The organism is Amycolatopsis sp. cg13 (assembly GCF_041346965.1).
Classification (GTDB): Bacteria; Actinomycetota; Actinomycetes; order Mycobacteriales; family Pseudonocardiaceae; genus Amycolatopsis.
Window position 1 is genome coordinate 5,842,295 of record NZ_CP166848.1, and the last position, 22,301, is coordinate 5,864,595.

Below are 22,301 nucleotides of genomic sequence, written 5' to 3' on the forward strand. Positions count from 1 at the left end.
GTTAGCCTAGCTAAGTGACTTCCCCGAGAGGCGATCTGGCGCGGCGGCTGCGGCCGGTGGTGTTCCGGCTGTACTACCTGGTGCGCCGCGAATCCGCGCAGCTGCTGACCCTGACCCAGGGGTCGGTGCTGTCGGAGCTGGTCGGCCGGGGGCCGAGCCGGATGAGCAGGCTGTCGCGCCTCGAGCGCGTGCGGATGCCGTCGATGACCGACGTCGTCCGCAGGCTCGAACGGCTCGGCATGGTGACGCGGCGTCCCGATCCGGAGGACGGGCGCGCCGTGCTCGTGGAAGCCACCCCGGAAGGCGAGCGGTTCTACGCCGAGATGATCGCGGGCCGGGAGGCGGAGCTGCGGGCGCGGCTCGATCGTCTCGACCCGGCCGAGCGCGCCGCCATCGACGCCGCGCTTCCCGCGCTCACCAAGCTGATCGCCGACTTCCACCGTGACGACCCCGCCGCGGAGATCGCCGTAACGTCTGAAGGAGGAACTGATCCGCGATGAGCGCTGAGCACCACTCGAGCCTGCTGGACGCGGTCAAAGGCCAGCCCAAACAGGTGTGGATCACCGCGTTCGCCGCGGTCATCGCGTTCATGGGCATCGGCCTCGTCGACCCGATCCTGCTGTCCATCGCCAAGGGCCTGAACGCTTCGCCGTCCCAGGTCACGCTGCTGTTCACGTCGTATCTCGGCGTGCAGGTGATCGCGATGCTCTTCACCGGCGCGATGTCCGCGCGGTTCGGGGCCAAGCGGACCGTGCTGGTCGGGCTGACGCTGATCGTCGCCGCGACCGCGCTGTGCGCCGCGGCCGGTTCGATCGAACAGCTCGTCGGCCTGCGCGCGGTGTGGGGGCTCGGCAACGCCTTCTTCATCGCCACGGCGCTGTCAGTGATTGTCGGCGCGGCGACCGGTGGCCAATCCGGCGCGATCCTGCTTTACGAGGCCGCGCTGGGGGTTGGGCTCGCCGTCGGTCCGCTGCTCGGCGCACTGCTGGGCACGATCTCGTGGCGCGGTCCGTTCCTGGGCACCGCGGTGCTGATGATCGCCGCGCTGGTGCTGTGCTCGATCTTCCTGCAGAGCGACTCGGCCGAGAAACGCCAGCCGATCAAGCTGCTCGACCCGATCCGCGCGCTCAAGCACCCCGGTCTGCTGCGGACGTCGATCGCCTCGGCGCTCTACACGGCCGCGTTCTTCGCGGTGCTCGCCTGGTCCCCGTTCGTGCTCGGCTGGAACGCCATCGCCGTCGGCCTGATCTTCTGCGGCTGGGGCCTGTGCGTCGCGATCGCCGGCGTGGTGCTCGCGCCGAAGATGGCGGCCCGCTTCGGCGAACGGCACGCGGCCGCGCTGGCGGTGACCGGCTACACCGTGCTGATGCTGGTGCTGGCCATCCCGAGCAAGCCGGTGGTGGTCGTCGGGATCATCGTGTCCGGTCTGGTTTCCGGGCTGCTGAACACGCTGTTCACCGGTACCGCGATGTCGATCAGCGACGCGCCGCGGCCGGTCGCGAGCGCCGGGTACAACTTCTGCCGCTGGTTCGGCGGCGCGGTCGCGGCCACGCTCGTCGGCCACATCGCCGAGTGGATGGGCTGGGAGCAGGGTCCGTTCCTGGTCGCCGCCGTGCTCTGCGTGATCGCCGCCGTCCTGCTGTCGCAGCGGGAGAAGAAGGCCGACCCGCACACCGTGCCGAAGGAGGCCGCGCTCGTCGGCGACGAGGAGTTCTGAGCCGTTCCGCGACACTCGGCGATCGCCCCCGGACTGTCTGTTCGGGGGCGATCGTCGTCTTTCATCGAATACATCCGCCGTTAACCTTTTCGTCCGTTTCAGGGGGTTTTCGCCGCATACGGTCGCCGGGTTCCCACCGAGAAGCGACCCTGGAGGCCCCGTGTCCCTGGAGCCCGGACGACTGCTGCCCTTGTTCACCGCGCATTCCGGCGGCCGGTCACCGATCACCTGCGAATACCGCTGCGGCAATGCCTGCGCGCACGAGGCCCCGAACCCGACCGGCAACGAGTACTTCGGCGACATCGCCAAGGGCGTCTCGCGGCGCGGCGTGTTCAAGGCCGGTGCGGTGATGGCCGCGGCCGCGGGCGGGTTCGCCGCGCTGTCCGGCACCGCCGCGGCAGCCACGCCAGCCCCGCTGGCGAAGGGCCGCGCGGTGCCCGGCACGGACTTCACGCCGGTGCCGCCGAACAAACTCGACGTCGTCAGCATCCCCGACGGCTACGCCCAGCACGTGGTGATCCGCTGGGGCGACCCGGTGGTCCCCGGCGCGCCGAAGTTCGACTTCCGCAAGCAGACCGCGGCGGCGCAGGCCAAGCAGTTCGGCTACAACAACGACTTCGTCGGCCTGATCCCGCAGGATCCGCTCGGCCTGCGCAACCTGCTGGTGGTCAACCACGAGTACACCACCGAGGTGCACCTGTTCCCGGCCGATCAGTACGACCCGGCCAACCCCACCGAGGAGCAGGTGAAGATCGCCTGGGCGGCACACGGATTGTCGGTGCTGCAGACGCTGCGCGACCCGATCGGCGGCGCGCTGCGCACCGTCCCGAGTCCGCTGAACAGGCGGATCACGCTCGACACGATCTTCGAGGTGCGCGGTCCGGCGGCCGGGTCGAAGTACCTCAAGACGTCGGCTGACCCGTCCGGAAAGCGCGTGCGCGGCACGCAGAACAACTGCTCCGGCGGCGTCACGCCGTGGGGCACCGTGCTGTCCGGCGAGGAGAACTTCCACCAGTACTTCGCTCACGCGGACAAGGTTTCCGATCCGACGGAGGCCGCGCGGCTCAAGCGGTACGCGGTCGGCACCGGCGAAAGCACGCGCAAGTGGGAGCGCTTCGACAAGCGCTGGGACGTCTCGCGCGAGCCCAACGAGCCCAACCGGTTCGGCTGGGTCGTGGAAATCGACCCGAACGATCCGCATTCCACGCCGGTGAAGCACACCGCGCTCGGCCGGTTCAAGCACGAGGCGGCGAACGTCAAGATCACCGCGGACGGCCGGGTTGCGGTGTACTCCGGTGACGACGAGCGGTTCGAATACATCTACAAATTCGTCTCAAAGGGCAAGTACAAGAAGGGGAATTCCGCGCTCGCCCGGCGGCACAACTCGGCGCTGCTCGACGACGGAACCCTGTACGTCGCCAAGTTCTCCGGCAACAGCCCGGGCGAGATCGACGGCTCCGGCAAGCTGCCCGCCGACGGCGAGTTCGACGGCACCGGCGAGTGGATTCCCCTTGCCAGCGGCGAAAAGTCCTTTGTGGACGGATTCACCGCAGAGGAGGTCTACGTGTTCACCCGCCAGGCCGCCGACCGCGCCGGGGCGACCAAAATGGACCGTCCGGAGGACATCGAGCCGAACCCGGTCAACGGCCGGATCTACGCCGCGCTCACCAACAACTCCGACCGCGGCGCGGCGGGCAAGGCGGCCCCGGACGAGGCGAACCCGCGCACCCGCAACAAAAACGGGCACATCCTCGAATGGGACGAGGACCGCGGCGACAGTGCCGCGACCCGGTTCTCCTGGCGGCTGCTGCTCGTCTGCGGCGACCCGGCCACGGCCGACACCTACTTCGGCGGTTTCCCGAAGGACCAGGTCAGCCCGATCTCGTGCCCGGACAACGTGGCCTTCGACCCGCACGGCAACCTGTGGATCTCCACCGACGGCAACACCCTCGGCGCGAATGACGGCCTCTTCTCGGTTCCGGTGACCGGCCCCGAGCGCGGGCACGTGAAGCAGTTCCTGTCCGTGCCGGTCGGCGCCGAGACGTGCGGTCCGGTCGTCACCGAAAACCTCGTGCTCGTCGCGGTGCAGCATCCCGGCGAGGACGCGCCGAGTTCGGCGAACCCGACCTCGCACTGGCCGGACGGCGGCAGCTCTCAGCCGAGGCCCGCGATCGTGTCCGTGTGGAAGAAGGGCGCCTTCGGATTGCCGGGCCGGATCGGCCGCAAGTAACACTTTGGAGTGTTTCTTACCGCCGATCAGGCTTCCTGGGTCTAGCTTCACCGCGTGAGGCGGGCAAGGAAAGTCGCGATCGGACGTACGGCGGGCGCGGCGGCGGGCACTGCGATGCTGGTCGGCGCGCTCGCCGTCGTCACTCCCGGGTCGGCTCCCGCCGAGGGGGCTCCGGATTGCGGCGGCATCGCGGCCAACCCCAGCGTGGAGGACGCCGGTTCGCCCGGCGGGCCGCCGCGGGGATACCTGTTCAGCCCCGCCGCACCGGTTCCGCGCAGCACCCCGGCGGATCGCGTACCGAAGCTGGTCACCAGCACCGCGCACGCGGTCGACGGGCACGTCAACGCCCAGATCCAGACGCCGGACGGCCGGGTCAGCTCGGCCGTCCAGCAGGTGAAAGCCGTGCCCGGCGGGCAATACTCGCTGTCGGTGTGGGCGGGTACGGCACAGTCCGGGCTCGGTTCGCGCGCCAGCGCCACCACCGGGCTGCGTTTCGCCGACAGCGCCGGCCGCGTGCTGGTGGAGAAACCGCTCGCGGTGACGCACGACGTCGCGTCCGACGGCAAGCTCGCGCAGCAGGAGGTGCCGCCGGTCACCGCGCCGGACGAGACCGCGGCGGTCTCGTTTTTCGCCAGCACCAACCACAACTGGGTGCTGTGGGACTGCGTGCACGTGGCTCTCGCCGCGTTCGCGGTGAAGATGGAGGTGCGGAATCCGGCGGACGGAACGTGGGGCCCGTCGGCTGCCATCCCGGCCGGCGATGCCGCGCACTTCCGCATCTCCGTCTCCAACACCGGTTCCCAGCCGCTTACCGGATTGCTCGTGAAGGACCCGTGGTGCGCCGGTCTTCCCGGTGCGTTCGATCTCGCTGCCAGCGCGTCTCGCGAGCTCACCTGCGATCACCCGAACCTCACCGAGGACGACAACGGGCACGTCAACACCGCGAAGGTCACCGCCACCGCTCCGGGCGGGCCGCTCGGCGAGCAGAAGGCGACCGCGACGGTCACCGTCACGCCGCAGCCGGCGGTCGGCAAGATCGGCGACCGCGCGTGGAAAGACCTGAACCGCAACGGCATGCAGGACGACGACGAACCCGGCTTCCCGGACCTGCCGGTGACGCTCAAGGACGGCGCGGGCGGCACAGTCGCCACCGCGCGCACGAACGCCGACGGCAGCTATCTGTTCGACCAGCGCAAGGACGGCACCTATCAGGTGTGCTTCGACGTCTCGAAGCTGCCGGACGGCCTCACCGTTACCCAGCGCGGCGCGGGCGCACCCGGTCTCGACTCGGCCGTCGACCCGGCGACCGGCTGCACCTCGCCGTTCACCCTCGGCGGCAAGGACCGCGAACGGATGGACCTGGACATCGGCCTGGCTCCGCCCGTGCCGACCGCCCCGCCGTCGCCCACCGCCTCCGCCGCGCCCGCCCGCTAGCGGTCCGTGAAGGACTCCTTGAGGGAATCTGATTCCCTCAAGGAGTCCTTCACGGACATTCGCGGCGACCACTGAGCGTCACGTCCAGGCGGATGCGAGACTGTGGCTGCACACCACGTCTCGGGGAGGTCTGGACCAATCATGACCGCGGCCGCCGGCGCGCCGCCGGACGACCCGACCCCGTGGTACCGCCGGCCGATGACCTGGACGTGGGCCGCCACCGGGGCGGTCCTCGTGCTGTACACCGTGCTGGCTTGGCAGCGCCGGTGGATGAGCGACGATGGTCTGCTCGTGCTCCGCACCGTCCGCCAGATACTCGCCGGGAACGGTCCGGTCTTCAACGTCGGCGAGCGCGTCGAAGCCAGCACTAGTCCGTTGTGGACCTGGCTCCTCGCCGGAGTCGGCACGATCCCCGGCCCGCCGCTGGAATGGATCGCGGTGATCACCGGCCTGCTGTGCGCGGTCGGCGGGGTTTTCTTCGGACTGGACGGCGCCCGTCGCCTCTACGCCGGACCGGTCGCCCCCGCCGGCGCGCTCGTCGTGTGCGCGCTCCCGCCGTTCCGGGACTTCGCCACCTCCGGACTCGAAACCGGCCTGGTGCTGCTGTGGCTGGGACTGAGCTGGTGGCTGCTGGTGCGCGGCAAGACGCCCATCGCCACCGCGATCGTGCTTGGACTAGGACCGCTCGTGCGGCCGGATCTGGCGCTGTTCAGCGTGATCGGCTTCATCGCACTTGTTCTGCTGCTCCGCCCGCGCTGGCTTGCCGCACTGGGCTGGCTCGGTGCCGGAATCGCGATTCCGTTGGCGTATCAGGTGTTCCGGATGGGCTACTACGGTCTCGTCACGCCGAACACCGCGCTCGCCAAGGAAGCGGCCAACAGCGACTGGCCGCGCGGGTTCGCGTACCTGACTGACTTGATCAGCCCGTACGTACTGTGGATTCCGTTGCTGCTGCTCGTGATCGCCGCGATTCTGACACGCCGGTCACGGATCTTGCTGCTGACTTCGTTGGCGGGCGCGCTTTTGCTCGCCCTGTACGTAGTGCGCGTCGGCGGCGATTTCATGCACGGCCGGATGCTGCTGCCCGCGTTGTTCGTGCTGCTGCTTCCAGTCATGGCGATCCCGTTGACGCAGAAGACAATCGCGCTCGCCGCCGGGGTCGCCGCGTGGGCGGTGGTCGCGGGCGGCTGGCTGCGCGTGCCGTACGAGAACACGCATCAAGCGGTGAGTGTCACCGACGAACGCGGATATTGGTCGTGGGCGACCGGACACGAACACCCAGTGCTGGCAACGGATTACCTAGGCCAGGACGTCACCCGGCACGCGGTCGAAGCGGTGGAGGGGACGACGCAGCCAGCTGTGGTCGTCTACAGCTACGGCGACGTGAAGAAGTGGTTCCGCTTCCCGACCACCCGGCCGTACGTGACCATGGCGGCCGACAGCATGGGCGCGATCAGCAACATCGTGTCCCTGGACGTCCGCATCCACGACGGCTACGGCCTGGCGAGCGACCTCGCCGCGCACTCGTCGACCATCCCGAACGGCCGCCCCGGGCACTCGAAGTGGCTGGTCGGGGCATGGGAGGTCGCCGAGGCCGGATACGGCGACTACGCCACCGACGGCGAGATCCGGATGTTCCAGCCCGTCGTCATCGACGCCGCCCGCCAGGCGCTGCGCTGCCCCGACGTCCGGGAGGTGCTGGCCTCGACCCGCGAGCCGCTCACCTGGAGTCGGTTTATCGACAATTTCACCGGAGCGCTGCACCGCACGGAAATCCGCTTTCCCCGCGACCCGCTGGCCGCGGCCTCCTGCGCCCCGGCGAAGTGATCGACGACTCCCCGAACTGGCGAATCAGCCGCGGACGCCTACCGTGGCCGGTATGACCGACCTCCCGCTCGCCCTGATCACCGGTGCCTCCCGGGGCATCGGCGCGGCCATCGCGCACCAGCTGTCCCCGACGCACCGCCTCCTCCTGGGCGGCCGCGACACCGACGCCCTGGCGAAGGTGGCCGAGGAACTCCCCGGCGCCGAGCCCTGGCAGGTCGACCTCACCGACGCTGAGTCTTTGGCAGCCGCCGCCAGCAAGATCGACCGCCTGGACGTGCTGGTCCACTCCGCGGGAGTCGGCAAGATCGGCACTGTCGCCGACTCGCCGTCCTCGGTCTGGCGTACGAATCTCGAGGTCAACGTCATCGCGGTCGCCGAACTGACCCGCCTGCTGCTGCCCGCCCTCCGCAACGCGAACGGCCACGTGGTCGTGATCAACTCCGGTGCCGGTTACACCGCTCGCCCGGGCTGGGGTCCTTACGCGGCAAGCAAATTCGCCGTCCGCGCGTTCACTGACTCACTTCGTGCCGAAGAACCGGGCCTGCGCGTGACGTCGATCTTCCCCGGCCGCACTGACACCGACATGCAACGCGAAGCCCGCGCCCAAGAAGGCGGCGACTACGAAGCCGACAAGTACCTGCGTCCGGACTCCGTGGCGACGGCCGTGGTCACCGCCGTGACCGCCACCCCGGAAGCCCACTTCACCGAAATCCAGGTCCGTCCCCGCTGAGGTCAGGCGCGCAGCCGGGCGGCGGTGTCGGCCACCGTCGCCTGGATCTCGCGCCGGTCAACCCGAGTCGGCTCGGCCTCGGCGACGACCTGCTCGCCCGCGACCCACACGTCCCGCACCCGGCGCGAACCGGCCGCCCACACGAGGTTCGCCAGCAACTGCTCGTCCGGCACGTCCAGACCGGCGGCGAACGCCGGGTCGTCGAGGTCGACGTGCACCAGGTCGGCCCAGCGGCCCGGCTCCAGCACGCCGAGGTCGTGGCGGCCGAGCGCTTCGGCACCGCCGCGGGTGGCCATCAGGAACACGTCCTTGGCGGTCACCACGGTCGAATCGTCGTTGGCCAACCGCGCCAGCATCGCCGTCAGCTGCAGCTCTTCCCAGAGGTCGATGTCGTCGTTCGAGGCCGGACCGTCGGTGCCGAGCCCGATCGCGACCCCGGCCGCGCGCAAGTCCTTGATCCGCGCGATGCCAGAAGCCAGCTTCGCGTTCGAGCCGGGGCAGTGCGCCATCCCGACCCCGCGAGCGGCGAAGATCGCGATGTCCTCATCCGACAAATGCACCGAATGCGCCGCCAGCGTCCGTCCGTTGAACATTCCCAGCGAATCCAGCAGCTTCGGCACCGACCCGAACTCCTTGCGCTGCTCCAGATCCTCCGCCGCCGCCTCGGCGACGTGAATCTGCACGAGCGCACCCCGCGCCGCCGCGGATTCCGCGGTCGCCCGCAGCCCGTCCGGGTTCAGCATGTACGCCGAATGCGGGCCGTAACCCAGCTCGATCCGTTCCCCTGGGCCGAACCGCAGCCCGTCGGCGTCGATCCAGCGGTCGATCGCCGCCAGCGTCGCGCGCCAGTCCATCCCGGGCAGCTCGATCACCGGCGGCGCGACGAGCACCCGGCCGCCGGTCGTCAGCACCGCGTCGACGAGCTGTTCGCCCTCGAAATACATTTCCGCACTGGTCGTCACGCCGTGCCGGAGCATTTCGACCGACCCGAGCAGCATGCCGGTGCGCACGTCGGCGGGCTTCAGCTTCGCCTCGGTCGGCCAGATGATCTCGCGCAGCCAGCGCAGCAGCGGCAGGTCGCCGCCCATCCCGCGCAGCAGCGTCATCGGGCTGTGCGCGTGCGAGTTCACCAAGCCGGGCAACAGGATTCCGGTCAGCCGGGTCTCCTCGCCGGCGAACTCCGGCGCGGCCGAAGCCGGTCCGACGAACGAAATCCGGCCCTCGTCGTCGACATCCACGACGGCGTCGCGGAGCAGCGAGCAGGACGGGTCGGCGGGCAGAACTACCGGGGCATGGAATCGACGCGACATAACGAGATAGTACGGGCGTGCCAGTAGCGGTTAATCCACTACGCCGCTACGCCAAGCCCAAGCTGCGATTTCCACTCGGTTACGCGCGCCGACTTTGCCCTGCACCGAAGCCAAATGCGTCTTGACCGTCGACAGCGACAGGAACAGCTCCGCGCCGATTTCGGTGTTCGTGAGCCCGCGGGCGGCGGCCTTCACCACGTCCATCTCGCGCGCGGTCAGCGGTTCCGACGGCGCCGGAGCCTCGCGCTTGGCCGTGGCGCCGCCGTCGAAATGCTTCAGCAGCCGCACGGTGATCTGCGGCGACACCAGCGCGTCGCCGCGGTCGGCCGCACGCACCGCCTCGATCAGCAGCGCCGGACCGGCGTCCTTGAGCAGGAAGCCGCTCGCGCCGTTGCGCAGCGCGGTGTGCACGTATTCGTCGAGGTCGAAGGTGGTGACCACGACGACCTTCAGCGGGTCGGCGACCTCTGGTCCGGCCAGTTGGCGGGTGACCTCCAGCCCGTCGAGCCCCGGCATGCGGATGTCCAGCAGGCAGACGTCCGGGCGCAGTTCGCGCGCCTTCGAGACCGCGGAGATCCCGTCTGGCACGTCCGCGACCACCTCGATGTCGTCCTGGGCGTCCAGGATCATGCGGAAGCCCATCCGCACCATTTCCTGGTCGTCCGCGATCAGTACCCGGATCACCCGTCTGTCTCCCCGTTCGCCTCGAGCGGCAGCCACGCTTCGACCCGCCAGCCGCCGTTCGGCTCGCGGCCTGCCGAAAGCCTGCCGTGCAGCAGCGCGACGCGTTCGCGCATGCCGACCAGACCGTATCCGCCCGATCCGCCCGCCGGACGATGAGTCTGCCCGCTGCCGTTGTCGGTCACCCGCAAGTGCAGTTCGCCGCCCACGACCTCGGCCAGCGCGAGCGCCTCGGTGGCGTCCGAGGCGTGCTTGCCGACGTTCGTGAGCGATTCCTGGACCAGCCGCAGCGCTGAGCGGCCGACCTCGTGCGGCAGGTCCGGCGGAAGGTTCAGCTCCAGCTTCGTCGGCACACCGTGGTTGCCCGCTTCGACGAGCCGGTGCAGGTCGGCAGCAAGGTCGGTGGTCGCCTGCTCGTTGAACTCGCCCGAACCGGCCTGTGCGTCGCCGCGCATGCTGCGGACCAGGCGGCGCATCGCGGCGAGCGCCTCGACGCCCGCGTTCTCGATCCGGCCCATCGCCTCCAGCGCGAGCTCCGGATTCTTCTCCCCCATCATCCGCGCGGCCTGCGCCTGCACGACGATCCCGGTCACGTGGTGCGCGACCACGTCGTGCAGCTCCCTGGCCAGCGCCATCCGCTCGGACGTCTGCGCGTCGGTGACCGCCGATTTCACCACCTGCGCGCGCTCGGAATCGCGGGAACGCAGGTAGAGGCCGATCGCGATGGCGATGCCGAGCAGCAGGACCGCGACGGTGGCGAGCATGCCGAGCGTCGCCGGGTCGGTGAGCAGCCGGCCGGTGCGGTACTGGCTGAAGTTCAAGATCGTGCCGACCGCGACCACGCCGGACAGCAACGCGATCCGCGGCCACGCCCGGGCGAGCGGCACCGCGCGCACGACGTTCACGACCACGCCGAAGGCGGCCACGATCTGGGTCGGCGGGATGCCGCCGAGCAGTTGGTAGCTGTGGCTGGGATGCAGGAACGGCGTCGCGAGCGCGGACAGCAGGAGGATCCCGGCCACCACCAGGATCGCGTCGCGCGGGCGGCGCGGCGACAACGCGGTCACCGCGGCGGCGCCGATCGAGCAGGCCAGCAGCGGGAAACCGCGGCTGCCGCTTTCGTAGGTGTAGCCGAATTCGATCAGCACGCCGACGCCGAGCATGCCGATCAACGGCCATTGCCCGCGCACCAATTCGGTGAACCGGTGCATAGTGCGGAGGCGTTCCACCGTCGCCGGGTCGCGTTCGCGGCGCGGGCGGCCGACCGCGCCGGTGACCACCGTCCCGACGAGGAACAGGAACCCGAACAGCAGGGTCTGCGCGATGCTGCTGCTGGACAGGTCGCGGTAGGAGCCGCGGCCGAAAGCCGCGGTGAGCGCGCCCAGCACCAGCGCGCTGATCACCGCGAAGGCGACCCCCGGACGGGCCCGGCGGGCGAGGAAATAGACCATCTCGATCCCGGCGACGAACTCGGTGACGGTCAGATTCGCCAGCACGCTGGAGTACGTCGGGATGCCGAGATAGCGGATGACGAAGGTGCAGAACATCAGCGTCAGCGCGCCGAATACGCCCGCCACCGCCGCGCGTTTGCGGGCCCAGAACGCGCACGCCGCCATCGCGAGAATGCCGGGGAACAGGCCGAGGTCGACGAATCGAGGGCCGACGTTGTCGAGTGCCGCGTCGGTCACGAACACGAGGTCGAACGCCAGTGCGGCGAGCAACACGAGCACGGACATGTCGAGGCGGCGGGCGAGTTCGGTCGCCCGCGCGGCAAGCGTTTTCGACGGCGGGGAGTGCGGCACACCGTGACGGTAGATGATTCGCGCCCGTGCGCACCTTGGCCACGTGGTTCGTCGCCATCGGCCGATCGGCCGATGGCGGCCACGCGGTTACCGGCCGTCTGCCCGAAGTGGACCTTTGCTCGAATCCGCGAAGCTGCCTTCCGTCGCAGTCGAAGACGAATGACGGAAACAGGGAGAGAGCTGGCGGATGACGAATCCACAGTGGAGCGCAGGACCGGTGTTGTCGGGGCGCGGGCTGGTGAAGCGCTACGGGCAGCAGCACGCACTGGCCGGAATCGACATCGACGTCCAGCCGGGAGAAGCGATCGCCATCGTCGGCCCGTCCGGATCAGGCAAAACCTCGCTGCTGCACGTGCTGGCGGGCATCCTGCGCGCCGACAGCGGCGAAATCTGGTTGCAGGGCCAGCGGATCGACCAGTTCGGCGAAAAGCGGCGCAGCGAACTGCGGCGCACCGAATTCGGTTTCGTCTTCCAATCCGGAATGCTCGTCTCCGAACTGACCGCGGAAGAGAATGTCGCACTTCCGTCGCTGCTGGCCGGCGGAACTCGTGGCGAAGCGATTGCGGCGGCGCGGGAATGGCTCGGCAAACTCGGGTTGTCCGGCAAGGAAGCCCGCCGTCCCGGCGAGCTTTCCGGCGGCGAGGCGCAGCGCGTGGCGATCGCCCGCGCGCTCACTCACCGGCCGAAGGTGATCTTCGCCGACGAGCCGACCGGCGCCCTCGACACCCGCACCGGCCGCGAGACGATGGACGCGCTGCTGGCCGCCGCACAGGCGTCCGGCGCCGCCGTGCTCGTGGTGACCCACGACCGGGAACTCGCCGAATCGATGCCGCGCACCGTGGCGATCCGCGACGGCCTGATCGCGACGAGGCTCGCGGCATGAACCCCTTCCAGCTCGCCCTGCGGGTTCTGCGCGGCGACCGGCGGACCCGCACCTCGGCGATCCTCACCGCGGTCGGCGTCGCCGTCGCGACCGGGCTCGTCCTGCTGCTGGCGACCCTGCCGTACGCCACTCAGGCGCGCGAGCAGCGGGCGCTGTGGCAGAGCAGCGGCCGCTACGACTCCGGCCAGCAGAACGCCCTGCTCGTCAACTCCTCCAAGGACTACTTCGACGGCAAGCAGGTCGCCCGCGTCGACATCGCGGTCACCGGCCCGGTCGATTCGCTGCGCCTGCCCCCTGGCATCCCGCAGCTCCCGGGTCCCGGCGAGACGATCGTGTCGCCCGCGCTCGGGAAACTGCTCAACTCCACTCCCGCCGACCAGTTGGGGAACCGCTTCGGCAAGCCAGTCGCGGCGTTCGGCGACGAGGCGCTGCGGTACCCGGAGCAGCTCGTCGCGCTCGTCGGGCACAGCACGCAGGAGATGCGGCCGTACGGGCACAAGGACCTGCCCGGTCAGGACGCGTTCCCGGCCGCGGCCTTCCCCGGGGGACAGGGGCATCCGGACGGTCTGCTGACGGTGTTGTCCTGGGTCGGCATCATCGTGCTGCTCGTGCCGAGCCTGGTGCTCGTCGCGTCGTCGGCCCGGCTGACCGCCGCCCGCCGCGAACAACGGCTCGCCGCGATCCGTCTTGCCGGTGCGACTCCCGGCCAGGTGACCGCGATGGTCGCCGCCGAAACCGGACTGTCCGCCGGCGTCGGCGCGCTGCTCGGCCTGCTGCTGAGCCCGGCGCTGCGCGGCTTGGCCACCTTCGTGCCGTGGGACGGCGGGACCTGGCTGGCGTCGGACTTCGCGCTGCCGGTCGGGCTGACCGTGCTCGCCGTGCTGCTGGTCCCGGTGCTGGTCGTGCTCGCCGGGGTGCTCGGCCTGCGGCGAGTGGTGCGCACGCCGCTGTTCGCGAGCGGCGGGCACACCGTGAAACCGTTGCGCTGGTGGCGGTTGCTCGCGCTGCCCGCTGCCGGATTGTTCTTCTTCTACACCGTTTTCGGCGCGCGGGGCGGCGGCAGCAGCAACCTGGTTCTGTTCGGCCTGTTGCTGGTGGTCGGCTCGGCGATGGTGGTCGGTCCGTGGGTGACCTCAGCGGTCGGCGGCACGTTCGTGCGGGCCTGGCGGCGGCCGTCGTCGCTGCTGGCCGGACGTCGGCTGCGCAACGACCCGAAGGGTTCTTATCGGGCCTCAGCGGGGATCGTGCTCGCGGTGTTCACCGGGTCGATGGCGCTCACCCTGCTGCCGTCGATCGAATCCCTCGCCGGCGGCGGCCGCCAGTACGTGGACTCGGCGCTGTACGTCGACGTCACCGCGAACCGGGCTCCCGAGGCGACCGAGCGGACCAACGCAACGCTCGCGAAGGCCGGACTTTCCGAACGCGTCGTCCCGGTGGCCAGCGTCTACGTGATGCAGGGCGAGGGGAACTACCGGTCGATGCAGCGCGCCTACGTCATGAACTGCGCCGACGCCGCCAAGCTGACCCGGCTCGGGATCACGCAGCAGGACTGCAAGCCCGGGGTCGGGCTGTACACGCCGTACCAGCTGGACACCGGCAATCTGCGGGTCGCGCGGTTCGGCGGCGACGACAGCACCGGCATCCCGCTCGGCGCGGTCAAGACGGGCACCTATCACCCCGAAAAGCACAACAGCTTCGGCGAATACGTGATCGACCCGTCCGCGGTGCCGGCCGGCATCAAACCGAGCCAGGTCACCCTGGTCGTGCCGACCGCTGAGGCGAACCGCGAGGCCGTGCGGACCGCGCTGGTGCCCAACGCGGTCGGTGAGGAGATCGGCAGCCGCGAGCAGTACCTCTACGGACAGCAAGTGCAGCTCAGCGACCTGCGCCGAGTCACCGTGATCGGCCTGATCGCGGCAGGCATCCTCGCCGGCTGCAGCGCCGCCGTCGCGACCGCAGGCTCGGTCATGGACCGCCGCCGGACGTTCGGCGCCCTGATGGCGGCAGGCACACCGGTGCGGGTGCTTTCCCGGGCGCTGCGAATGGAAGCCGCGCTACCGGCTTTGGTGGCGACCATCGGCGCAGGCGTAACCGGTGTCGTGGTGGGCCTAGGACTGTTCATGGCAACGATGGAACGGGGGTCGGTCGTGTTCAGCCCGTGGATCGCCGCACCGGTGGTGCTCGGAATCGGGGTCGCACTGCTCGGCGCGTCGGTCTGCACGCCCGCCCTGAAGCGGGTCCAGGCGGAACCACTGGCCGACGAATAGCTGGCGGCCGCCCCTCGTCGGGGGAGGGGCGGCACCGGGGGTGAAGGAAACGAAGGGCCGTTGCCGGGGATGGGAACCCGGTGACGGCCCTTCGTCAGTTTCGCTCGCTTCACCGACCGCCCAGCCTCGCGCGCCGCCAACCCGCCCCAATGCCACATTGGGTGCGCTCAACGCACCGAATGCCACATTGGGTGCATCTGACGCACCCAATGTGGCATTGGGGCGCTTCAGAGCAGAACCAGTGCATGGTCCCGCCGAGGTCAGGCCCAGCGCGTCAGCGCAAGATTCATCCGAGCCCAGGCTGCGATGGGCCCAAGAGCAAGCCCGAGATCAGCGCTTCTCGAAGATCAAGTCGTGCGAAACCCGCCCCTCCCGGTCCGCCCGCTGTTCGAACTTCGTCACCGGCCGCCACTCCGGCCGAGGCGCCCACCCGCCAGGCTCATCCGCATATCGGTTCCGCAGCGCAGGCTCCGCCGAGCACACCTCGAGCATCTGCTCCGCGTAGTGCTCCCAGTCCGTCGCCATATGGAACGTCCCACCGGGCGCGAGCCGCGACGCGATCAACGCCACGAACTCCGGCTGCACGATCCGCCGCTTGTGGTGGCGCTTCTTCGGCCACGGGTCCGGGAAGAACAACCGCACGCCGGACAGCGTGCCGGGCTCGACATGGGACGTCAGCAGGACCACCGCGTCGCCGTGCATCAGCCGCAGGTTCGTTACGCCGAGCTTCTCCGCGCGCAGCATCAACTGCCCGAGCCCAGGGTCGTACACCTCGGCGGCGACATAGTTCAGCTCCGGCGCTGCGGCGGCCAGCTGCGAGGTCGTCTCGCCCATGCCGGAGCCGATCTCCAGCATGACCGGCGCTTCGCAGCCGAACCACTCGGTGAAGTCGACCGGTCCGGCAGGCAGCTCGGATACCGTCCGGCCGAGTCGCGGCCAGTGTTCTTCCCAGGCTCGCTGCTGGCCGACGGTCATCCGTCCGCCGCGTTTGACGTAGCTGACCACGCTGCGCAGCCGTGGCTGGTCCTCGTTTTCCACGAAGACAACATACGGGCGGGTCAGCGGACCGCTTCGAACTCCCCGAGCCGGGAGCGCAGTCCGGCCAGTCCGGCGACCGCCACCGGCTCCGGGGCGCGGGCGGAATGCGCGGGCAGCACGTCGATCCAGCCGTCGTGCCGGTCGGTGTTCAGCACGGTCGTCGGGATGGAATGGCCGGATTTGCCGCGTTCGGACGGCATGAATTCCCAGTACCCGGATTCGCCGTCGGCCGCCCACGGCACGAACTCCCAGCCCATCCGCTTGCCGAGCAGCTGCGCCACCCGGTCCTCGATGCGGAAGCCGAGTTCGCGCGATTCGAGCCGTCCGCTCGCGACCGCGCGCAACCACCAGGGCGCGGGCAGTGAATCATCGGTTCCGCTCGCCCGTCGGTACAGCCCGAGCACCGCGTCCTCGGGGGCGCGGTGCACCCACGCCTGGCGCAGTTCGGCGGGCCGGGTCGCGGGCAGCGCGAATCGCGGCAGTTCGATCGCCTGGGACCATTCGAGGTCCAGCATCGGCTCGAGCCGGGGGGTTGGTACCGCAGCGTCGCGGGAAAGGAGTTCCTGATCAACGTCCACCGTCACGGTTCACCTCCGGAGAGCTGAGACGGGGCTCTGCTGTGAATATCCGTGGCTTTCCGACAGTATGTCCGCTCCCTGTGAGAGAAGCCACACCGGTTTACGTGAATTTAATCCGATTGCCCGCCACGCAATCGGGAATGTGCACGTGCAGGTCAGGCGTCCCGCCGATTCGCGGTCGCCACGCCCGCGGCGAACAACACCACGCTGATCGCCGCGAAATACGCGAGATAACCCCACGGGCCGAAAGGCGGTGACAGTTTCAGCGTCGTCCTCGTGAAATCGCCACCGGCGAACTGCGAGGCGGCGTAGAACGGCATCCACTGGTAGAGATCGCTGCCGATCTTGGGAATCAGCAGCACCAGGCCCTCGACCAGCTGGGTCCACACGAGCACGATCGCCAGCGTCAGCGCGGAACTGCGCAGCAGCAGGCCGACGCCGACGCCGAGCAGTCCGGCCAGCGCGAACGTCAGGGTCTGGCCGAACACGATCCGCCAGTCCGCTCCGGAGTGCAGGCTGAGGTCCGCGTCCGGCCGCACGAGGTGCGCCATTCCCCACGAGCCGACGCCGGCGAGCAGGCCCAGCACCGCGCAGGCCGCGAACACCACGGCGCCCTTGGCGAGCAGCGCGGGCGTCCGCGTCGGCACTGCTTGAAAAGTCAACCGCAGGGTGCCCCAGCTGAAGTCGGCGGTCGCGGCGAGCACCGCCAGCACCAGCGCGACCGTGCGGCCGGTGCTCGTGGCGAGCTGAGTGTTGCTCACGTCCGCGGTGATTTCCGCTCCGGAAAGCCCGAGGAACAACGCGGTGAACGCGATCGGCGCGGCCACCGCGATCAGCGCGCACCACCACGGCGCGCGAGTGCTGAAAAGCTTGATCCGTTCCGCCCGCAGCAGATTCACCGCGCACCTCCACTGGTGAATTCGGCCGCCTGGCCGGTCAATTCGAGGTAGGCGTGTTCGAGCGAACCGGCCAGCGGGCTCAGCTCGTGCAGCGTGGCGCGCGCGGAGTAAGCCAGTTCGCCGATCGCGTCACTGTCCATTTCGGACACCAGGAACGCACCGGAATCCTCGGTGAAAACCGCGCGTGCTTCGGTGAGCGCTTTTCGCAGCGCGTCGGCGTGCGGCGTGCGCACCCGGACGCCGCGCGAACCGGCGCGGGCCACGAAATCGGCCATGGTGCCTTGATAGATGAGCTGCCCGCGGCCGATCACCACGAGATCCTGCGCGGTCTGCTCCATCTCCGGCAGCAGGTGGCTCGACACGAACACCGTGCGGCCTTCCGCGGCGAGCCCGTGCAGCAGCTGGCGGACCCAGTGCACGCCTTCGGGGTCGAGGCCGTTCACCGGTTCGTCGAACAGCAGCACCCGCGGATCGCCGAGCAGCGCGCTCGCGATCCCGAGCCGCTGCAGCATGCCGAGCGAGAACGTGCCCGCCCGCTTGCGAGCCACCGCGGACAGGCCGACGAGATCCAGCACCTCGTCGGCGCGCCGGTCCGGCAGCCCGTTCGTCGCGGCGAGGAACCGCAGGTGCTGGCGGGCGGTCCGGCCCGGATGCCGCCACGTCGCGTCGAGCAGCGCGCCGACCGTGCGCAGCGGATCGGACAGCTGCCGGTACGGCTTTCCCTCGATGTGCGCGGTGCCCGCGGTGGGCGCGTCGAGCCCGAGCAGCAGCCGCATCGTGGTGGATTTGCCCGCCCCGTTCGGGCCGAGGAATCCGGTGACGCGACCGGCTTCCGCGGTGAACGTCAGGTCCCGCACCGCGACGGTGTCGCCATAGGACTTGGTGAGTCCAGTCGCTTGGAGCACGCCGTCCCCCTTCTCGTGGACCCGAACTCTACCGAAACGAAAAGATCCGGGCCGCCCCCCGAAAGGCGACCCGGATCTTGTTCCCCTTTTCCCCTTTTTCCCCTTGTTCGGCTGGTCCGGCCCCCGCCTGACTCGTCCGAACGCCCCTGTGGGTCTTTACGCGTCGCGCTTCTTCGCGACGCCGATCGCGATGGCCAGCAGCACAACGGCCACCCCGGCGAAGTAGGCCAGCGAGCCCCACTGCGACAGGACCGCGTCCGGCAGGCCCGGTCCCCGCGAGGAAGCCGAACCGCCGAGGAAGCGCTCCGCGACGTTGAACGGCATCCACTGGTGGATTTTCGCGCCGACCGTCGGGATGAGCTGCACGAGGTTTTCCACCGCCAGCACGTAGATCAGCAGCAGCGAGAGCGCGCCGGCGCTGTGCCGGATCAGCGTGCCGACCGCCACCGCGATGACCGCGGCGAAGGCGAACACCACCCCGACGCCGGCGACGTTGATCCAGTCCGCGGAGGTGTGCAGCGCCACCGAGTCCGACGGCCGGATCGCGTAGCCCAGCGCCCACGCGCCGAAGGCGGCGATCTCGCCGATCACGAGCGACAGCAGCCCGACGACGGTGGCCTTGGCGACGAGCACCGAACCCCGGTGCGGCACCGCCTGGAACGTGGTGCGGATCGTGCCGAAGCGGTATTCGGTGGTCACCGACAGCGCCGCCAGCACCATGATCACGGCGATCCCGAACTGGTGCCCGACCTGGGTGCTGGCGACCGAGATCTCCTCCCCGCTCGGCAGGGCGGAGGCCATGAGGCCGGCGAATCCGACGGTGAGGGCCAGCGCGATGAGGGCGCACCACCACGGCGACCGGGTGGTGAAGAGCTTGATACGTTCGACCGCGAGCAAAGTCATGATGTTTCTCTTCCCAACGAGAGTGTGGTCAGCGGATGGCCGCGGCCTGCTGCGCCTCTGCCTCGAGCCCGGTGTGGTACTCGACGGAGTCGCCGGTGATCTGCATGAAGGCCTGCTCGAGCGAGCCGGTCTGCGGGCTCAGCTCGTGCAGCACGAGGTTCGCCGAAGCGGCGATCTCGCCGATCTTCGCACTGTCCATTCCGGACACGATGAGCGCTTCGCCGGCATCGGCGACCTGCGCGCTGGCGGAGATCAGCTGCTGGCGCAGCGCCGGAAGCTGCGGCGAGCGCACCTTCACGGTGTTCTCCGCGGCCCGCGCCACGAATTCCTCAGTGGTGGACTGCGCGATCAGCTGGCCCTTGCCGATGACCACGAGATCGGTCGCGGTGAGCGCCATCTCCGAAAGCAGGTGGCTGGACACGAACACGGTCCGGCCCTCGGCGGCGAGGCGCTGCATGAACTTCCGGATCCAGAGGATGCCTTCCGGGTCGAGGCCGTTCACCGGCTCGTCGAACAGCAGCACCTCCGGGTCGCCGAGCAGCGCGGCGGCGATCCCCAGCCGCTGCGACATGCCGAGCGAGAACCCGCCGGCCCGCTTGCCCGCGACGCTGGTGAGGCCGACGGTGTCGAGCACCTCGTCCACCCGCGCCGCCGGGATCCGGTTGGACCGGGCCATCCACTGCAGGTGCGCGCGGGCCGAGCGGTTGGGGTGCACCCATTTCGCGTCGAGCAGCGCGCCGACCGTGCGCAGCGGTTCCTTCAGGTCGTGATACAGCTTCCCGCCGATCCGGACCTGGCCCCCGGTCGGGTTGTCCAGGCCGAGGATCATGCGCATCGTCGTGGACTTGCCTGCGCCGTTCGGGCCGAGGAATCCGGTGACTTTCCCCGCTGCCACGCTGAACGACAGGTTGTTCACCGCGAGCGTGTTCCCGTAACGCTTGGTGAGACCTGTTGCCTCGATCATCCCCTGCTCCCTCTACGGCGGTGCTGACGGAATTCATCCTGTCTCAGCTCGGCCGTTTTCGCGTCATCCCCTGGGCCGAACCGGCTACCCGACCTGAGTAGTACTCAATCGTGTCGCAGGGTTGAGGGCGATGGGGGATGTCCCTGAGCCGACCCTGAACTTTGCCCGATCCGCCAATACCCCGCTACGAAATCCGTAGCGGGGTCCGGTGTGGACACTGTCCGAATTGGACGCTTCAGCCGATCCCCGGCCGGGCGAGCCCGGTCTCGTACGCGAGGACGACCGCCTGCACCCGGTCGCGCAGGTCGAGTTTCGACAGGATCCGCCCCACGTGTGTTTTCACCGTAGCCTCGGAAAGGAACAACGTCTCGGCGATTTCGATGTTCGACATGCCTTTCGCGATCAGCACGAGCACTTCGCGTTCGCGGTCGGTCAGCACGTCGAGCTCGGCCGGATCGCGCATTTCCGCGCCGCCGGAGCCGACGAACCGGTCGAGCAGCCGGCGCGTGACCGAGGGCGACATCACCGCGTCGCCCTCGGCGACCGAACGCAGCGCGGACACCAGGTAGTCCGGCTGGGTGTCCTTGAGCAGGAAGCCGGACGCGCCGCCCTGCAACGCGGCGTAGACATACTCGTCGAGGTCGAAGGTGGTCATCACGAGCACCCGCGCGGTGCCGGCCGCGACGATCTGTTTCGTCGCCTCGACGCCGTCGAGCACCGGCATCCGCACGTCCATCAGCACGACGTCGGGCCGCAGTTCCGCGGCCATCCGCACGGCTTGCGCGCCGTCGCCCGCCTCCCCGACCACGTCGATGTCGGCCTGCGCGCCCAGCACCATCCGGAACCCGACGCGCATCAGTTCCTGGTCGTCGACGACCACCACTCGGATCACGAGTTCAACCTAACCGGCAGCACCGCTCGCACCTGCCAGCCACCGCCGGCGGCGGGGCCCACCTCCAGAGTTCCGCCGTACACGTTCGCCCGCTCCCGCATCCCGATCAGCCCGTTCCCGCCCGCGACCGACAGTCGCGGCGCCGGTTGCCGAGCCGTCGCCGTCGATCCCGCTGCGGAGGTGCCGCCCGCGCCGACCTGTTCCAGCCGCCGAGCCCGCCCCGCGCCGTCGTCGCGCACGAGCACCTCGACCTGGTCGCCGGTCCGCTGCACCCGCACCGCGGCGCTGGCCCCGGAACCGGCGTGCTTGAGCGTGTTGGTGAGCGATTCCTGGACGATCCGGTAGATCCCGAGCGACACTCCGGCGGGCAGTTCGTCCAGTCCGTCGCCGAGGACGAGGTCCACCGGGACGCCCGCGGCGCGCATCCGTTCGGCGAGGTCGCCCAGCGCGGTCGCGTCCGGCTGCGGCACTCGCGGTTCGTCGTCACCGCGGTCGTTGCGCAGCACGTCGAGCAGCCGGCGCAGTTCGCCGAGCGCGCCGCGGCCGGTCTCGGAGATCGTCCCCAGCGCGCGTCCGGCCAGCTCCGGATTGGACTTCAGGGCGAGCGCCGCGCCGTCGGCCTGCACGACCATCACGCTCACCGAATGCGCCACCACGTCGTGCAGTTCCCTGGCGATCCGGCCGCGCTCCTCGGCCACCGCGATGCGCGCGGCCTGGTCGCGTTCGGTCTCCAGCAGGTGCAGCCGGGCTTCGAGTTCGCGCTGGTAGGCGCGGCGGGCGTACATGAACTCGCCGAGCAGCCAGCAGAAGGCGATGGTGAAGGCGCTGAACAGCAACTGGGCCGCCATCGACGGCTCGGGTTTGACGATCGCGGTGACGACCATGGCCACCACGAACGCGCCGCCGTAGAGCAGGCCTTGTTTGCGCCCGACGTAGACCTGGACCGAGTAGAGGCTGATCGCGAGCGCGGCCAGACCGGAAACTCCGAGGTCCAGCGCGCTGTGCGCGAACGAAATCACGTACACGAGGTACGCGGCGAGCACCGGCCGTTTGCGGCGGAACACGAGCGGCGCGACCACGGCGAGGTCGATCGGGACCGCGACGAACCAGTCCGGCCCGGGCAGTTCCGGGTCGATGCCGCCGGTCGCGAACACCAGGATGTCGAACGCGGCGAGGAACAGCGCGAGCAGCGAGTCGCCCACCATCGGGTGGGCACGCATCCAGAGGCTGAGCCGTCGCAC

The 22,301-nt window shown here is 69.7% G+C and carries 19 protein-coding genes; 8 read left to right on the plus strand and 11 right to left on the minus strand.

Going from position 1 to position 22,301, the window contains the following annotated elements; translation table 11 throughout:
- Positions 1–14: 14 nt before the first annotated feature.
- The 6 genes from AB5I40_RS27130 to AB5I40_RS27155 all read left to right on the plus strand — a co-directional run bounded on the left by AB5I40_RS27130 (position 15) and on the right by AB5I40_RS27155 (position 7,938).
- On the plus strand, positions 15–500 hold the full coding sequence (locus tag AB5I40_RS27130) for a MarR family winged helix-turn-helix transcriptional regulator (RefSeq protein ID WP_370932853.1): 486 nt from the start codon (positions 15–17) through the stop codon (positions 498–500).
- Positions 497–1,717 carry an MFS transporter gene (locus AB5I40_RS27135; protein WP_354735764.1) on the plus strand — a complete coding sequence of 407 codons (1,221 nt, stop codon included), beginning with the start codon at positions 497–499 and terminating at the stop codon, positions 1,715–1,717. Before AB5I40_RS27130 ends, AB5I40_RS27135 begins: the two co-directional genes overlap by 4 nt.
- 160 nt (positions 1,718–1,877) lie before the next feature.
- Complete coding sequence (locus AB5I40_RS27140; protein WP_370932855.1) at positions 1,878–3,947, plus strand: PhoX family phosphatase; 2,070 nt, start codon at positions 1,878–1,880, stop codon at positions 3,945–3,947.
- A gap of 54 nt (positions 3,948–4,001) precedes the next feature.
- Positions 4,002–5,381, plus strand: a complete 1,380-nt coding sequence (locus AB5I40_RS27145; RefSeq protein WP_370932857.1) for an SdrD B-like domain-containing protein — start codon at positions 4,002–4,004, stop codon at positions 5,379–5,381.
- Positions 5,382–5,522: 141 nt separating this feature from the next.
- Positions 5,523–7,208, plus strand: a complete 1,686-nt coding sequence (locus tag AB5I40_RS27150; RefSeq protein WP_370932859.1) for a hypothetical protein — start codon at positions 5,523–5,525, stop codon at positions 7,206–7,208.
- 52 nt (positions 7,209–7,260) lie between these two features.
- A complete protein-coding gene (locus AB5I40_RS27155) occupies positions 7,261–7,938 on the plus strand; it encodes an SDR family oxidoreductase (RefSeq protein ID WP_370932860.1) in 678 nt (225 codons plus the stop codon).
- Between the two features lie 2 nt (positions 7,939–7,940).
- Here the strand turns inward: AB5I40_RS27155 and AB5I40_RS27160 are convergent, their stop codons facing one another.
- The 3 genes from AB5I40_RS27160 to AB5I40_RS27170 are packed head-to-tail and all read right to left on the minus strand — an operon-like array spanning position 7,941 to position 11,731.
- Positions 7,941–9,248: an amidohydrolase family protein gene (locus AB5I40_RS27160; protein WP_370932862.1), complete on the minus strand. Its 1,308-nt coding sequence runs from the start codon at positions 9,246–9,248 to the stop codon at positions 7,941–7,943.
- A 30-nt stretch (positions 9,249–9,278) separates the two neighbouring features.
- Positions 9,279–9,932 (minus strand): response regulator, encoded by a 654-nt coding sequence (locus AB5I40_RS27165; protein WP_370932864.1) that lies wholly within the window; start codon positions 9,930–9,932, stop codon positions 9,279–9,281.
- Complete coding sequence (locus AB5I40_RS27170; protein ID WP_370932866.1) at positions 9,929–11,731, minus strand: sensor histidine kinase; 1,803 nt, start codon at positions 11,729–11,731, stop codon at positions 9,929–9,931. The genes AB5I40_RS27165 and AB5I40_RS27170 overlap by 4 nt, the downstream gene beginning before the upstream one ends.
- A 187-nt stretch (positions 11,732–11,918) precedes the next feature.
- On the opposite strand from AB5I40_RS27170, the gene AB5I40_RS27175 reads away from it, so the two are divergent.
- Both AB5I40_RS27175 and AB5I40_RS27180 read left to right on the plus strand, forming a co-directional pair.
- Positions 11,919–12,614, plus strand: a complete 696-nt coding sequence (locus tag AB5I40_RS27175; protein ID WP_116199489.1) for an ABC transporter ATP-binding protein — start codon at positions 11,919–11,921, stop codon at positions 12,612–12,614.
- The gene (locus tag AB5I40_RS27180; protein ID WP_370932867.1) at positions 12,611–14,881 is read left to right on the plus strand and encodes an FtsX-like permease family protein; all 2,271 of its coding nucleotides are present in this window, start codon (positions 12,611–12,613) and stop codon (positions 14,879–14,881) included. Before AB5I40_RS27175 ends, AB5I40_RS27180 begins: the two co-directional genes overlap by 4 nt.
- Positions 14,882–15,211: 330 nt before the next feature.
- Here AB5I40_RS27180 and trmB read toward each other — a convergent pair whose 3' ends face one another.
- From trmB to AB5I40_RS27220, 8 genes are all read right to left on the minus strand, one after another.
- Entirely contained in the window at positions 15,212–15,919 is a 708-nt protein-coding gene (gene trmB / locus AB5I40_RS27185; RefSeq protein WP_370932868.1) for a tRNA (guanosine(46)-N7)-methyltransferase TrmB, read from the minus strand.
- Positions 15,920–15,939: 20 nt separating this feature from the next.
- Entirely contained in the window at positions 15,940–16,434 is a 495-nt protein-coding gene (locus AB5I40_RS27190; protein WP_370940615.1) for a hypothetical protein, read from the minus strand.
- 218 nt (positions 16,435–16,652) lie between these two features.
- Positions 16,653–17,396: a hypothetical protein gene (locus AB5I40_RS27195; RefSeq protein ID WP_370932870.1), complete on the minus strand. Its 744-nt coding sequence runs from the start codon at positions 17,394–17,396 to the stop codon at positions 16,653–16,655.
- On the minus strand, positions 17,393–18,301 hold the full coding sequence (locus AB5I40_RS27200; RefSeq protein WP_370932871.1) for an ABC transporter ATP-binding protein: 909 nt from the start codon (positions 18,299–18,301) through the stop codon (positions 17,393–17,395). Before AB5I40_RS27200 ends, AB5I40_RS27195 begins: the two co-directional genes overlap by 4 nt.
- Positions 18,302–18,457: 156 nt before the next feature.
- Positions 18,458–19,204 carry an ABC transporter permease gene (locus AB5I40_RS27205; protein ID WP_370932873.1) on the minus strand — a complete coding sequence of 249 codons (747 nt, stop codon included), beginning with the start codon at positions 19,202–19,204 and terminating at the stop codon, positions 18,458–18,460.
- 28 nt (positions 19,205–19,232) lie between these two features.
- Entirely contained in the window at positions 19,233–20,168 is a 936-nt protein-coding gene (locus tag AB5I40_RS27210; RefSeq protein ID WP_370932874.1) for an ABC transporter ATP-binding protein, read from the minus strand.
- 235 nt (positions 20,169–20,403) lie between these two features.
- Complete coding sequence (locus tag AB5I40_RS27215; RefSeq protein ID WP_370932876.1) at positions 20,404–21,060, minus strand: response regulator; 657 nt, start codon at positions 21,058–21,060, stop codon at positions 20,404–20,406.
- Complete coding sequence (locus AB5I40_RS27220; RefSeq protein ID WP_370940616.1) at positions 21,057–22,265, minus strand: sensor histidine kinase; 1,209 nt, start codon at positions 22,263–22,265, stop codon at positions 21,057–21,059. The genes AB5I40_RS27215 and AB5I40_RS27220 overlap by 4 nt, the downstream gene beginning before the upstream one ends.
- Between the last annotated feature and the right edge of the window lie 36 nt (positions 22,266–22,301).

What these genes read in the sequence shown, in the direction of transcription:
- AB5I40_RS27155 (WP_370932860.1), top strand. Translation starts at nt 7,261, where the DNA reads ATGACCGACCTCCCGCTCGCCCTGATCACCGGTGCCTCCCGGGGCATC.
- AB5I40_RS27180 (WP_370932867.1), top strand. Translation starts at nt 12,611, where the DNA reads ATGAACCCCTTCCAGCTCGCCCTGCGGGTTCTGCGCGGCGACCGGCGG.
- AB5I40_RS27135 (WP_354735764.1), top strand. Translation starts at nt 497, where the DNA reads ATGAGCGCTGAGCACCACTCGAGCCTGCTGGACGCGGTCAAAGGCCAG.
- AB5I40_RS27150 (WP_370932859.1), top strand. Translation starts at nt 5,523, where the DNA reads ATGACCGCGGCCGCCGGCGCGCCGCCGGACGACCCGACCCCGTGGTAC.
- AB5I40_RS27220 (WP_370940616.1), bottom strand. Translation starts at nt 22,265, where the DNA reads ATGGTGGGCGACTCGCTGCTCGCGCTGTTCCTCGCCGCGTTCGACATC.
- AB5I40_RS27160 (WP_370932862.1), bottom strand. Translation starts at nt 9,248, where the DNA reads ATGTCGCGTCGATTCCATGCCCCGGTAGTTCTGCCCGCCGACCCGTCC.
- AB5I40_RS27210 (WP_370932874.1), bottom strand. Translation starts at nt 20,168, where the DNA reads ATGATCGAGGCAACAGGTCTCACCAAGCGTTACGGGAACACGCTCGCG.
- AB5I40_RS27190 (WP_370940615.1), bottom strand. Translation starts at nt 16,434, where the DNA reads ATGCTGGACCTCGAATGGTCCCAGGCGATCGAACTGCCGCGATTCGCG.
- AB5I40_RS27175 (WP_116199489.1), top strand. Translation starts at nt 11,919, where the DNA reads ATGACGAATCCACAGTGGAGCGCAGGACCGGTGTTGTCGGGGCGCGGG.
- AB5I40_RS27205 (WP_370932873.1), bottom strand. Translation starts at nt 19,204, where the DNA reads ATGACTTTGCTCGCGGTCGAACGTATCAAGCTCTTCACCACCCGGTCG.